Origin of the sequence: Candidatus Clostridium stratigraminis (genome assembly GCF_045310675.1) — a bacterium.
GTDB classification, from domain to species: domain Bacteria; phylum Bacillota; class Clostridia; order Clostridiales; family Clostridiaceae; genus Clostridium_AT; species Clostridium_AT stratigraminis.
The window spans coordinates 1-13,491 of the sequence record NZ_JBJHZZ010000007.1 but is presented as its reverse complement, the minus strand read 5'-3'; the positions used below and the strand labels follow the sequence as shown (position 1 = coordinate 13,491).

The window sequence follows — 13,491 nt, the reverse complement described above, 5'->3', positions numbered from 1 at the left end:
AGTGAATCCTAAGGTTCTCATAATCTCTACCTTAACTTTTTTATTCTTTTCTTTACATATATATTATAAATTTTTTGAAATATTATTGATTTATAAAACTTAATATTATAATTTTTAAATATAAAAAAAGACTTATTCAATTGTAACAGTATTATTTTTATCGATAATATGCCACCAGGTATTACCAGGAGCAAGTGGTATATTTAAGCCGTTTTCATCTTTGATTACCGTTTGAGAAGTTAAATCTTTTCTAGTCCATTTCATCTTTGTATATTTTCCATTGCTTACGACATAGCCATTTCCTTCTCCTACAAGTGAAATATCTAGGTGCTGATTATCCTTCTGAAGTTTTATATCCGTTATTTGTATGATTATATTGGCAGTCGTAATAGGGGCATTATTTTCTTTATCTGTTGAAGCTTTTCCATCCATGAATTTATAATATTTGCCTTCTTTATAAATATAATTAGTTTTATAATACTTATTTAAGTTAAGAGAAACACTATTTGCTGGCAATAAATTATCACTAGCCCAAAAATCTTTATTAAAGGTTAACTTAACAGCAGATGGTCTTATAAAATCTTTTTCTGTAATTAATTTTCTAAGATTCTCCGCAGAAGTATAAAGGTTGTGAGGTGCTTTTCTTACTGTATCTCTCCAGTAGTATTTTCCGAAAGTAAACTCATTAAGGCTCATAAGCTTTTCATTTTCAATCATGGCTTTAGCTTCATCACTATAGCCGCAGTGAGCAAAAGGCAGAGAATATTCCTTTGAAATATTTAGAAAATATGGACGGGCACTTCTGATAGGTCCTATTTTACTAGGACTGTTCTTTTGAAAAAGTGCAATGAATCTAGGAATTCCGCCTTCAGCCATGGTTTCATATACAATATCAGCTTCTGAAAGCCCAGACTGAGGTCTCGCATCTTTAGAATTTTCTATAATTGCCATGAAAGGAACATTATTATAGGTGCTTTTATCTACTTCTTCGCCTGTATAGGTAGAAAAATAATGTGCTTCCTCAGGGCTTGGTTTTATATTGTTGCTAATGGCATCCAAGGCTTTATCCCGCTGCCTTAAATAGCTATATGAGAAACTAATTATTAAAATGATTATCAAAAATATATATTTTTTATGTTTCATTCTTATATCTCCTAAATTTTTTATTTTTAATATAAAATTAATCTCTGAAATTGAAAAGTATTCTTTAATAGCTAATTTATATTCTTTATAAAATTTTTTTATGTCTGTAAATTTAAGTAGATAAGTTTTTTTATATAAAGCAACAGCATAATATATTTCAAAAATGAAAGAAATAAGAGGTAAATTAACCTAATATGCTATATCTTACCTTTAAGGTTATTTATGAAATTGCTGAAAAATTTTTCACAAGTTATAATTATTAAGATACAATATATGGTGCCTAAGGAGGGGGATATATGCTACATGTTGTAAAAAGAGATGGCAGAAGGGTTGAGTTTAATTCCCTTAAAATTACAAAGGCTATTAAAGGCGCTGCTGAGGAGATTGCATTTAACTTAAAGGATAGTGAAGCAATAGAATTATCTCAGAGGGCAATTAAAAAAATTGAAGACTTAGAAAAAGAAGAAATTGATGTAGAGGAGATCCAGAATATAGTAGAAAGTGTGCTTTCTGAAAGTGAGTTCCCGCTTTTAAAAACTACATATGAGAGCTACAGAAAAGAGAGAACTAAGGTAAGAGAAATTAAATCTGATTTAATGAGAGCTATTGAACAAATTGGTGTTGAAACAGATCGTGACAATGCAAATATTGGAAACAATTTCAGCTCAAAGCTTTTAAGAATAGCAAGTGAGTCAAACAAGTGGCACAACTTAGCTATAATGCCAAAGCATTTGGCAAAATCTCATGAAAATGGTGATATTTACTTTCACGACCTAGACTCATATAACTTGACCACAAATTGCTTACATCTGCCAACAAGAGAAATTCTTGAAAAAGGTTTTAACACAGGTTATGGTACTATAAATAAGCCAAGAAGAATAGAATCAGCTGCAGAACTTTCCTGCATATTGCTGCAGAGTACACAAAATGATATGTTTGGTGGACAATCCCATCCAGACTTTGATAATGACATGGGTGTTTTTGTTGAACCTACAAGATTAGAAATAAGAGAAGAATTGATGGAATTAGGACTAGAGGGAAGAATTCTTGGTGAGGCAGTAGAGAAAAAGCTTAACAAAACTGTTCATCAAGCAATGCAGGGTATTGTTTACAACCTCAATACCATGCATTCACGTGCGGGATCTCAGGTGCCATTTTCCTCCATAAACATAGGAATACCAAATACAAAAGATGCAGCCTTAGTATGTGAGATATTTTTACTAGAATATGAGAAGGGGTTAGGTAAAGGAGAACAACCAATCTTCCCAAATATAATCTTTAGGGTTAAAGAAGGAGTAAATAGGGAGCCAAAGGATCCATATCACTATTTATTTAAGCTAGCTTGCAGAGTTGCAAGTAAGAGAATGAACCCTACCTTTATGAATATTGATGCTGATTTTAATAAGGTATATTTTGATAAAGGATATATGCCTGCTACAATGGGTTAACATGAAAAGTTACACTTTATTCTACAGCCCATTTAAAACCTCCTGAATTGCTGGAAGTCTTAGCTATGAATGAATAAAATATCATTAAACTGGAGAACATATGTTCATAGAAAGATAATCAGCAGCTAAGCTAGGGGAGATTCAAAATGAATGAGAAATTACTTGTAGTTTGTGATGAATGTAATAAGAATTTTGAGATGTTAAAAAATAGCATTGAAAGAAGAAAAGAACGTTATGGTAAGATATTGTGCATGTCTTGTTCTCAAAAGGGAGAAAGAAATCCTATATTTAACAGGAAGGGAATTCTCAGCTATAAAGAGAAAAGGGAAAAAATAAATACTATATGTACTGATTGTGGTAAAGAATATTGCATGACACATGAAAGAATCTTATCAAGAAGAGAAAAGTATGGAAAAGATTTATGTTTATCTTGTTCTAAAATTGGAGAAAGAAACCCTTTCTATAATAAACGATTTACATCGGATCAACTTCAATTATTTAGTTCAATTAGGAAAAGCTTTTATAATGATAAGTTATTTGGTGAGTATAGAAGAGCTCAGCAATCCCTTAGATTTATGGGAAAAGATAATCCTATGTACAAAGAAGATGTCGAAAAGGTAAATTGGAGAAGTAGATGTTTAAGAGAATTAGTTTTAAAGGTAAACAATTATACTTGTCAGAAATGCAAAACACAAAAACATCCATTAGAATTAGATACTCATCACATAGTAAGTATTAATCATAATAAAGATAAGCGAATAGATATTGAAAATACAGCATGTTTATGTGTGAAATGCCATAGGGCTTTTCATATGTTGTATGGTTGGAATACTATAAGTAAAGATTTTGAATCCTTCATAGAAAGTTCAGAGACTATCGAAACAATGCTTGAAAAGCATAATGGAGTAGAGTAGGTTTCAAGAGAAACCGAAGCGGGAGGCCTTCTAAATTAGAAGTGAAGATATAGTCCGACACCACCAGAGATGGTGGAAGATTACGGAATCGGTAATTTTATCAAAACAGAAAGTGTAGAACCTATATAATGTCAAATATTAACGGGGAACCAGGAGCAAAGGGAAGAGGTAATATAGCACCAACTACAATTAACCTTCCTAGACTTGGAATACTTGCAAAGGGCGACATAGAAAAGTTCTTTTCCCTGTTAGATTCTAGATTAGAGCTTTCAAAGGAATCCCTTATGCATAGGTATGGCGTACTTAAGAGGTTAAAAATAAAAGATTTACCTTTTGTTGCAGGTCAGGGACTTATGAAAGGCTCAGAGAACTTAGCTCCAAATGATTCAATAGAACCTATTTTAAAGCAGGGAACCTGGTCTATAGGCTTTATTGGTCTTGCTGAAACCTTAACTGCCTTAGTTGGCAAGCATCATGGAGAAGACGAAAGAGCTAGAGAATTGGGATTTAAAATAATATCCTATATTAGAAATTATACCGATAAGCTTACGCAGGAAACCAAGCTTAACTGGAGTACTTATGCAACGCCTGCAGAGGGTTTAAGCGGTAAATTTATTCTTCAGGATAGAAAGGTGTTTGGAGATATAAAAGGAGTTACAGACAAGGAATACTATTCGAATAGCTATCATATTCCTGTTGGCTTCTCAGTATCTATAAAGGATAAAATAGACATAGAAGCACCTTATCATAAGCTTTGCAATGCAGGACACATTAGCTACATTGAGCTAGATGACTACCCAACAGAGGATGTAATAAGGAATATTCTTGATTATGCCTATAAAAATACTAACATAAGTTATATAGGTATTAACTTTCATATTAGGTACTGCAAGGACTGTGGTACTTACTTAAGCCATGGAGAGCATAAGTGCAACAAATGTGGAAGTTATAATATCCAGGGAATTTCTCGAATTACAGGTTATCTTAGCTTAGACGAAAGATTTGGTACAGGAAAAAATGCTGAAAGGGCAGATAGGGTATCTCATTTAGATAATCACATTAATGTTTATGAAGATGTAAACTTGCGAAGGTGTAATTTGTGATAGAGAATAATAAAATCAGGCTTGCGGCTATACTTCCTGAAAGTTTGGTAAATGGTACAGGAATTAGAAGAGTATTATTCAGCCAAGGCTGTCCTCATAATTGTGAAGGCTGCTTTAGTCCTCATACACATTCCTTTGAAGGCGGAGCCTTAATAGATATGGATGAAATAGTTAATGACATAAAGATTAATCCAATGCTTAATGGTGTTACCTTCAGTGGTGGAGAACCTTTTGAACAGGCAGATAAATTTGCACATATAGCAAAAGCAGTAAAAGCTTTAGGACTAAATGTTTGGTGCTACACAGGCTATACCTTTGAATATATATTAGAAAATCAGTATAAAAGAAAAGGCTGGCTGGAGCTTTTAAATAATATTGACATATTGGTTGACGGTAAGTTTCAAAAGAATAAAACAGATGCCAAGCTTAAATTTAGAGGGTCAAGTAATCAGAGAATAATAGATGTTAAGGAAAGCCTTGATATACTCAGTGTTGTAGCTATAGATTTTGATGTTAAAAATTAGTTTTGGTTCAATAAGCAAAAAATGTTTAGATTTTTTAATGAAGGATATTGACTTTAAAGCTTCAAAGTAATAAAATATAAACAATATAAAATTAAAGGCGTTGATAAGAAGAGTAATTGTACGGCTTTATTCACAGAGAACTGGTCACTTGGTGAAAGTCCAGTATAAAGTATATAATGAAGAACATCTTTGAGCCTCCAACCGAAATTAAGCATATTAAGTGTTTAAAAAGTAGGCTTGGACGGAACCAATCCGTTACAATTTGGACAGTATCGAATTTTACTTTAAATTCCGTACTGATTAGAGTTGAGCTTAATAAGCTAAATTAGGTGGTACCGCGAAACATAGTCTTTCGTCCTATTAAGGATGGAAGACTTTTTTATTTATCTAAAATACTGGCCATATTTGGGACGAGTAAAAAATTTAAAGGTTTTATTAAAAGGAGGCTATATTATGAATACATTAATTCTTCCGAAAGGATATTCATCCTTGCTAAATATAAGAGAAACAGAAGTTGCAATAAAGAAGGTTAAAGATTACTTTGAAAAGAGTCTCTCAGAGGCTTTAAATTTAACTAGGGTATCAGCGCCTTTATTTGTTGAAAGGGGCACAGGTATAAATGATAATTTAAATGGTGTAGAAAGACCTGTAGTCTTTGATGCTAAAGAGATACCGGATTCAGATGTTGAAATAATACATTCACTAGCAAAGTGGAAAAGAATGGCTCTTTATAAATATGGTTTCTTACCAGAAGAAGGTCTTTATACTGACATGAATGCCATAAGAAGAGATGAGGATATGGATAACCTTCATTCTATCTATGTAGATCAGTGGGATTGGGAGAAGGTATTAATAAAAGAGGACAGAACGATAGAAAAGCTAAAAGAAATTGTAAGAACCATTTACGAAGTTTTTAAAGAAACTGAAAGCTATGTTAATAGTGAATATAGTGAAATTGAAAAAGTGCTTCCTGAGGAATTATTTTTTATTACCTCTCAAGAGCTGGAGGACTTATATCCTGACAAAATTTCAAAGGAAAGAGAAGACTTAATTTGCAAGGAAAAAGGTGCAGTTTTTGTAATGCAGATCGGCGGAGAATTAAAGTCTGGAGAAAAGCATGATGGAAGGTCTCCAGATTACGATGATTGGACCTTAAATGGAGATATATTATTTTGGTATCCGCTTTTAAATAGAGCAATAGAACTTTCATCTATGGGTATAAGAGTTGATGAAGGGGCACTTACTAGACAGCTGAAATTAGCTCACTGTGAAGACAGAAAAGAGTTGGAATTTCATCAGTTACTTTTAAATAAAAAACTACCTTATACAATTGGTGGCGGCATTGGGCAGTCAAGAATATGTATGTATTTTTTGAGAAAAGCACATGTTGGCGAAGTTCAAGCTTCTATTTGGCCTCATGCAATGATTACGGAGTGCCATGAAGCTGGAATTCAGCTGCTATAAATTAACAAAATTATCGCAAGAGATATTTACTTGCGATGTTTTTAATTTTTTTGAAATGTTACATATATTTCCAGAACTTATTCAGTTAAAGAATATACATCAGAAAACTCAATATGAATTCTTTCAATATTACTGGAGATACTGTCACGGATAATGTTTTCAGGGGTAATATGAGCAACTAAAGCAGGAAGCAATATAGAAAACTTACTGCCCTTTCCTAAGGTGCTTTGGATATCTATAGTTCCGCCATGCATTTCAACCAAGGATTTTACAATGGATAAGCCAATACCGCTTCCTTCATGATTACGCTGTAAAGACTTGTCAACTTGCTTAAATCTATCAAAAATTATAGTGTATTTATCCTCGGGAATTCCAATACCCGTATCTTCTATTACTATATTTATAGATTGTCCCTTGTCATAGATGTTAACCTTAATTTCTCCTCCTGGATTAGTAAATTTTATTGCATTTGAAAGGAGATTTAAAATTATTCTTTCTATTTTATCAGGATCACAGGAGATAACTTTCTCTTCCACATCTGTATCAAAAATAATACTTAGGCCTTTAGCTTCTATAAAGTCTGTTACTGATAAAGTAATTTCTTCAATTATTTCAATAATATTATAATTACCCAAATTAAGAGTTAAATAACCTGAATCAATTTTTGACATATCAATTAGATTATTAATGAGTCTTAAAAGCCTATAGCAATTCTGCTTCATAATATTAGAATACTTAATTGTTTTATCATTAGAATTATATAAGTCAAGAACTTGCAGAGCACTAAAGATAACATTTAGAGGAGTTTTAAGCTCATGGGACATACTTGAAAAAAATTCTTCTTTTTCTTTTAAGGTTTTTTGCAAAAGCTCATTTTGTTCACTAATAACTTTTGCTTGTTCTTCCAATTGATGTCTGCTTAGCACCTTATCTGTAACATTAGTGCAATTAAAAATTAAGAATTTTAACTTTGAATATTCAAACATGGGGGTAATAGCAGCGTCCCAATAGGTAATCCCATATTTAACAGTGTTAAGTTTAAGTTCGTGTATTATAATAGATTTCTTTATTTTATTTTGTTCTTCATTTAATAAATTTAAAGTTTCAAAAGGCAAATTATGATTTAACTCATGGAGGCATTTTCCAATGCAGTTTTCCATATTATTATCTTCATTAAAATATTTTATGTACATATCGCTAGCTTTTAATAACCTCATATCTGAGGTACTGAAAATAGCAATGGCTGAAAGGTTATCATAACATATTCTACTTGAATAAGGAAACCTTTCGCTTATACGACTAAAGTTTCTTTCTATAATAGTTATTAATTTTGTTTCATTATTTATATTTTTAATATTAATATCAACTTCAACTGCATCTAGTTGTTTTGTGAATATGTAACTGTGATATTTCCCAATAAGATTTGAAATATTCATTAAGCTAGACTTTAAAATTATAAAGGCATCAGCTAAGGATTTTCCCATAAAATCTGAATATGAAAATCCTGTGATTTTATAAAAATCTTTAGTTATATTAACAATGGTATTATTTTTAGTAGTAAGCTCAGCACGATAAGAACATGACCCACTTTCAAAAAAATCCATACACATTATAGATATCCTCACTAGTTTATAAAGTACTATTATTTTTTAGTAATTATACCATAATATGACTCAAGTGTTAATAAAAAATTCAGAAAATTTATATTTATTTAATATATTATGATGAAATAACAATAAATTGAATTCTAACTGTATTTTCTATAATATATATATTATAGTGATTATTTTTTAATTGGTATTAAAATTAAAAAATAATAATTTAGAAAAAATTTTGAGTTAAAGGGGATGCTGATTATGAAATGTATAAGAGTTTTTTTCCTAATAACTTTAATTATTGGTGCTTCTATATTATCAGGCTGCGGAAATAATATAAATGCTTCAGAAGTGAGAAATTATTCAGATTCAATACTTGAAAATATTCTTATTTCAGGTAATAAGGATAATTATGCCGATTATTCTAAAGACTTCAGTGACAACATGAAAACTGCAATACCTGAGGATATGTTTAAAAAGAATAATGCTCTAATAAAAGATAAAATTGGGGAATATGTTTCTAAAGATTTTATAAAAATAAATACAAAAAAGGAAAAGGGAATAAATTATATAATTATAATTTATAACGCAAAATATTCAAAAGAGCCTCAAGGAGCACTTGTTTCAATTACCTTTAAGGAAAAGGATGAAAATCATAAAGTTGAGGGCTTATTTATGACTTCTCCTAAGCTTACAGGTAATTAAACTATTAAGCTAATTTTTTAAGAAGGTGAACTTTTTTATGATAAAAATAATAGTCGATAGTACATGTGATTTACCTGAAGAAATATTAGAAAAGTATAGTATTAGAACCTTACCATTAAGAATATTAATTAAAGATAAGGAATACCTAGATAAAAGAACAATAAAAATAGAAGAGGTATACTCTGCAATGCGAGAAGGTATTTTACCTAGAACCTCTCAGCCGAGACCAAAAGATATATACAATTTATTTCTGGAATATTGTAATAAGGGAATAGATTTTATATATCTTGCATTCTCCTCAGCTCTTTCAGGAACTTTTCAGGTAGCAGAAAGTATTAGTGATGAATTTAAAAGTAAGTTTCCTAAGGTTAAAATTGCTGTAATAGATTCAAAGGGTGGTTCAACTGCAACGGGATTAATAGCCCTTCAAGCTGCAAAGCTTGCTAAAGCATACAATGATTTTGATATAGTAGTTAAAGAAGTATCAGAACTAGTTATGCATGTGGAACATATTTTCACTATTTCTGATTTAAACTGGCTCATTAAGGGTGGACGAATAAGCAAAACTAAAGGGCTTTTAGGCAGTATGCTGGACATTAAACCTATTTTAGATGTTAAGGATGGAGAAATGGAGGTTATTCAAAAGGTTAGAGGAAGAAAAAGAGCGTTAAATGCGGTTGTAGATGTATTAGAAAAGCGAATTCAGAAATTCCCTGACCAGATGATTGGAATTAGCCATGCAGATGACATTGACACTGCAAATGTACTTATGGAAATTATAAAAAAACGTATAGGTAACAATAATTTTATGGTAAATAAAATTGGCAGTGTACTTGGGAGCCATCTAGGAATCGGAGGCGTAGGAGTGTTTTTCTTTAACAATAAAAGTAAACTTTATATTGACTAAAGAAATGGATATGTTAAAGATAAATTTTTATAAAGTATATGGAGACTAAAGAAAGCTTAAGCTTTTATTAGACACTGAATGCGGCAGGAAACGCAGAAGGGTTATTAATAAAAGACCTTCAACGTTCCACGTGGCTTCCCTTATTCAGTGTCAAGAAATCTTCTTAACATTCTTTTGTAATAAAGCTATATTTAATAAAACATACAGTCAATAAAATCATCTATTGATATTCCAGCAAAATAGCTTTCAAAGTCTGTATTTTCAAGAGCAGCTCTAACGTCAGACTCTCTATATTTCATGCCTAATAAAGTAGTCTCCAGCTCATCTACTTCTTTCCTGCCAAAGAAATCTCCATTTATTTTAAGTTCTTTAATTTTACCATCATTTACATTAAATTTTAGTTCAAGCTTTCCGCCAGCATATCTCTTTCCCTTTTCAAGGTCAAAGGCAGGGGATTCACCGTAGTTCCATTCCCAGGTTGAAAACCGGGTTTTCATTAAATTATGAATCTTTTTTATGTCATCCTCTGTAAGAATATATTCCTTGTCTTTATAATTTTCATCCTGCATAAAGAATTTTAAAAGTGTATCCTTAAATTCATCTATAGATATATCCTTTTTTAAATATGGATACACATTTGTTACTCTGCTTTTAACAGATTTTATTCCTTTAGACTCTATTTTTTCCTGTTTTACATTTAAGGCATCTTGAACTACAGATAAATTTGAGTTGAATAAAATAGTACCATGATGTAATAGTCTATCACCATAATAATATTGGGCATTTCCAGAAAATTTCTTACCATCTATAGTTATATCATTTCTACCAGAAAACTCAGCTTCAATGTCTAATTTGCTTAAGGCATTAATCACTGGTTCAGTAAATATCCTAAAATTACTTGCCACATCATTTTCATTTTTAACTATAAAGGTAAAGTTTAAATTTCCAAGATCGTGGTAAACTGCGCCACCACCAGATAATCTTCTTACAACATTAATATTATTATCATTTATATATTTAGAATTAATTTCTTCGATAGTATTTTGATTTCTTCCTATTATTACAGAGGGCTCATTTTGCCATAAGATAATATAATCTTCTGCAGAGCTTAAATACTTAGTTACATATTCTTCAAGTGCAAGATTAAAATGTGGATCCTTTGAATTATTTCTTATACTAATCATAGCTTGTCTCCTTATTAATAAAATTATCTGTAATGTAAGAATAGAAAGAATTTTTAAAAATGTCAATGGATTAATAATACAATGCTTTTTTGCTAATTTAGCAAAAGAATATTTTATTTGTAAATAATACTGCATAAATTTGGAACACTAATCATAGCGTAGGTTTATCTATTAAAGGCTATCATGAAAAGGATGTAATGAGGATGAAAATAGCTTCTTTAAAAGTGTTTGAAGGTAATAACATTAAGGGACATAAAAAGATAATAAAGGTATGTTTCAAAAACTCGGATAGTTTGGAAATTAGAACATATTTAAAAATGTATTTTCAAATTTGCTACATGTGTGGGTTTAAGGAAAAATTAATCGACATTGAAAGTAAAGCTGGAGCACGTTATATATGGCTTACTTATACTGAGGAAGAGTTTTCTAAGTATTTATTGAGCAATATACAATATTATTTAGATAATCCAAAGTTCCTTGCGGAAAAGTCAGAGAATTTAATAAAAAAAGATTTTTTATATTACATAATTAACTTGGTTAGACAAAGAGGAGTTCCTACAATTGAACTTAGTGAAGATTTATTTCAAGTTGGCTATGGTAAAAATTCAATAATACTTGGAAGAGATTATCAGAGCTATGAAAACACACTGATGACTCAGCTTTCCAGGAACAGAATGGGCCTTTGGGAGAAATTAAGATATTCTCAAATACCTAAGGTTCAAGGAAGGGTTTTATATGGGACTAACGAAATAAAAGAGATTGCAGATCTTAATTATCCAATAAATATAAGGAATATTAATAAATGTAAGGAAGTTAAAGTAACTATAAATAGTGAAGAAGAATTAAACACTGTCTTAGATAATGTGCTAAAGACTTACACTAGAGCTTTTGTTTATAATGGAATGGTTAAATATAGGGTTATTTGCTTTAAGGGTCAGGTTTTATTAGTTTTAAAAAAGGATGGGATTTATAAGGTTATGGAAGTAGAAAGTGAAAGTTTAGAAGTCCTTGAAGTAGTTACTGCATTAAAGGGACTAGAGAGTTTTTGTGCAAAGGTATATAGGGATTTTCCAATGGAATTTATGTACATCGATCTTCAAGAGGATAAAGAGCTTATGCTGGTGGACTTAGGAAACGTTTTTGACGTTTACGAAGAATTAGATAATGTAAAGGATAAAATTGCTAATTGTTTTTTTAATAAATTAATAGAAGAAGGAATTGGGGCAATACCTATTTTCTCTGTTACAGGTACAAATGGTAAAACAACTACTGCACGTCTTATAAATTATATATTAGATAATCTTGGCTTTAATACTGCTCTTACCTCTACTGGTGGAATTTATATAAATGGAAAAAAAATAAGAAATGGAGATACTACAGGGTTTTTAAGTGCAAGATCAGTTTTATGCAACAATACTGTGGAAGCAGCAGTTATGGAAACAGCACGTGGTGGAATTTTGAAAAATGGTCTTGGCTACGAAAAAGCAAGTGCAGCTGTTATTACTTCTTTATCTGAAGACCATATTGGGATGTCTGGTATTAAGGATGTTCAGGATCTACTTAAAATTAAGGCTGTTGTACTTGAAGAACTCGATTGTAATGGAAAGATTGTGGTTAAAGCTCAGGAGGATCTAGTAAACTATACAAAAAATAAAAAAAATGTATGTCTTTTTAACATACAAAAAAATAAATATATACTAGAACATATAAAAAATGGAGGAGAATGCTTTTATATAGCAGAGGATTACTTAATTTATAATAAAAATAGAAAAGAAAATAAACTTTTAAATGTAAAATATATTCCATTCACTCATGGTGGATATTCGAAAGGAAATATATTAAATATTATGGCAGCTACGGCTGCTGTACTTAATATCTATGATGATATAGATAAAATCATGGAAATAATAATGAAAGCAAAATGTGATCTGTATTTTAATCCTGGAAGGCAAAATATTCTTCAGATAGAAGGCTTTAAGTTAATTTTAGATTATGGCCATAATTCAGAGGCATTTCATGAAGTATTAAGTATAGCAAAATCCCTTAAACCAACAAGATTTACAGCCATAATTGCAGCTCCTGGAGATAGAATGGATAAATATATAAAAGAGCTTGGAAGTATTGCAGCTGGGTATTGTGATAATATTATTATAAGAGAGCAGGCGGATTTAAGGGGAAGAAATGTAGGAGAAAGTGCAAGCTTATTAAAGATAGGCGCATTAGAGAAAGGGTTTAATGAGAAAAATTTAAATATAATTTATAAGGAAGAGGAAGCAATTAAATCAGCTATGGAAGCTGCCATTGAAGGTGAGGTCATAGTGTTGTTTACCCAATGCTTAGATGTAATTATACCTGCTGTAAATGAATTCTTGGAGAAGCGTGGTAAAACATCTATTGCAGCTGACTTGGATTTCTCACATTAAAATGGAGCCTGTGAAGAAAAGTCTGTAAAATGCAGCTTTCTATGATAAAATAAAAAATCATAGGAGGCTGTTTTATTATGG

At 30.9% G+C, this 13,491-nt stretch carries 9 protein-coding genes, 2 pseudogenes and 1 other annotated feature; of the genes and pseudogenes, 8 read left to right on the top strand and 3 right to left on the bottom strand.

Features of this window, described 5'->3' with window-relative positions:
* Window positions 1-132: 132 nt before the first annotated feature.
* Window positions 133-1,143 (bottom strand): DUF3048 domain-containing protein, encoded by a 1,011-nt coding sequence (locus ACJDUG_RS10980; RefSeq protein WP_406769936.1) that lies wholly within the window; start codon window positions 1,141-1,143, stop codon window positions 133-135.
* A gap of 296 nt (window positions 1,144-1,439) precedes the next feature.
* Here ACJDUG_RS10980 and nrdD (ACJDUG_RS10975) point away from each other — a divergent pair.
* From nrdD (ACJDUG_RS10975) to asnA, 5 genes and pseudogenes are all read left to right on the top strand, one after another.
* Window positions 1,440-2,588, top strand: a pseudogene (gene nrdD / locus ACJDUG_RS10975) (anaerobic ribonucleoside-triphosphate reductase); the annotation flags it as partial.
* Window positions 2,589-2,737: 149 nt separating this feature from the next.
* The gene (locus ACJDUG_RS10970) at window positions 2,738-3,505 is read left to right on the top strand and encodes an HNH endonuclease (RefSeq protein ID WP_406769935.1); all 768 of its coding nucleotides are present in this window, start codon (window positions 2,738-2,740) and stop codon (window positions 3,503-3,505) included.
* Window positions 3,506-3,618: 113 nt separating this feature from the next.
* A pseudogene (gene nrdD, locus ACJDUG_RS10965) lies at window positions 3,619-4,608 on the top strand (anaerobic ribonucleoside-triphosphate reductase); the annotation flags it as partial.
* Window positions 4,608-5,132 (top strand): anaerobic ribonucleoside-triphosphate reductase activating protein, encoded by a 525-nt coding sequence (nrdG, locus tag ACJDUG_RS10960; protein ID WP_406770053.1) that lies wholly within the window; start codon window positions 4,608-4,610, stop codon window positions 5,130-5,132. The pseudogene nrdD (ACJDUG_RS10965) and the gene nrdG, both read left to right, overlap by 1 nt.
* 91 nt (window positions 5,133-5,223) lie before the next feature.
* Window positions 5,224-5,495, top strand: a binding site (T-box leader).
* Between the two features lie 90 nt (window positions 5,496-5,585).
* Window positions 5,586-6,596, top strand: a complete 1,011-nt coding sequence (gene asnA / locus ACJDUG_RS10955; RefSeq protein WP_406769934.1) for an aspartate--ammonia ligase — start codon at window positions 5,586-5,588, stop codon at window positions 6,594-6,596.
* Window positions 6,597-6,673: 77 nt separating this feature from the next.
* On the opposite strand, the gene ACJDUG_RS10950 is transcribed toward asnA, so the two are convergent.
* Window positions 6,674-8,200 carry a sensor histidine kinase gene (locus ACJDUG_RS10950; protein WP_406769933.1) on the bottom strand — a complete coding sequence of 509 codons (1,527 nt, stop codon included), beginning with the start codon at window positions 8,198-8,200 and terminating at the stop codon, window positions 6,674-6,676.
* 252 nt (window positions 8,201-8,452) lie between these two features.
* Here ACJDUG_RS10950 and ACJDUG_RS10945 point away from each other — a divergent pair, with 252 nt between their 5' ends.
* Window positions 8,453-8,896, top strand: a complete 444-nt coding sequence (locus ACJDUG_RS10945; protein ID WP_406769932.1) for a DUF3887 domain-containing protein — start codon at window positions 8,453-8,455, stop codon at window positions 8,894-8,896.
* Between the two features lie 37 nt (window positions 8,897-8,933).
* Window positions 8,934-9,803 (top strand): DegV family protein, encoded by an 870-nt coding sequence (locus ACJDUG_RS10940; protein WP_406769931.1) that lies wholly within the window; start codon window positions 8,934-8,936, stop codon window positions 9,801-9,803.
* Between the two features lie 191 nt (window positions 9,804-9,994).
* On the opposite strand, the gene lplA is transcribed toward ACJDUG_RS10940, so the two are convergent.
* Window positions 9,995-10,987, bottom strand: a complete 993-nt coding sequence (lplA, locus tag ACJDUG_RS10935) for a lipoate--protein ligase (RefSeq protein ID WP_406769930.1) — start codon at window positions 10,985-10,987, stop codon at window positions 9,995-9,997.
* 203 nt (window positions 10,988-11,190) lie between these two features.
* Between lplA and ACJDUG_RS10930 the strand changes: the two genes are divergently transcribed.
* On the top strand, window positions 11,191-13,410 hold the full coding sequence (locus tag ACJDUG_RS10930; protein WP_406769929.1) for a Mur ligase family protein: 2,220 nt from the start codon (window positions 11,191-11,193) through the stop codon (window positions 13,408-13,410).
* The last annotated feature ends 81 nt before the right edge of the window (window positions 13,411-13,491 follow it).

Bases quoted from the DNA above. Each gene is read 5' to 3' on its own strand.
- ACJDUG_RS10980 (WP_406769936.1), bottom strand. From the start codon at position 1,143: ATGAAACATAAAAAATATATATTTTTGATAATCATTTTAATAATTAGT.
- ACJDUG_RS10970 (WP_406769935.1), top strand. From the start codon at position 2,738: ATGAATGAGAAATTACTTGTAGTTTGTGATGAATGTAATAAGAATTTT.
- asnA (WP_406769934.1), top strand. From the start codon at position 5,586: ATGAATACATTAATTCTTCCGAAAGGATATTCATCCTTGCTAAATATA.
- ACJDUG_RS10950 (WP_406769933.1), bottom strand. From the start codon at position 8,200: ATGGATTTTTTTGAAAGTGGGTCATGTTCTTATCGTGCTGAGCTTACT.
- ACJDUG_RS10945 (WP_406769932.1), top strand. From the start codon at position 8,453: ATGAAATGTATAAGAGTTTTTTTCCTAATAACTTTAATTATTGGTGCT.
- ACJDUG_RS10940 (WP_406769931.1), top strand. From the start codon at position 8,934: ATGATAAAAATAATAGTCGATAGTACATGTGATTTACCTGAAGAAATA.
- lplA (WP_406769930.1), bottom strand. From the start codon at position 10,987: ATGATTAGTATAAGAAATAATTCAAAGGATCCACATTTTAATCTTGCA.
- ACJDUG_RS10930 (WP_406769929.1), top strand. From the start codon at position 11,191: ATGAAAATAGCTTCTTTAAAAGTGTTTGAAGGTAATAACATTAAGGGA.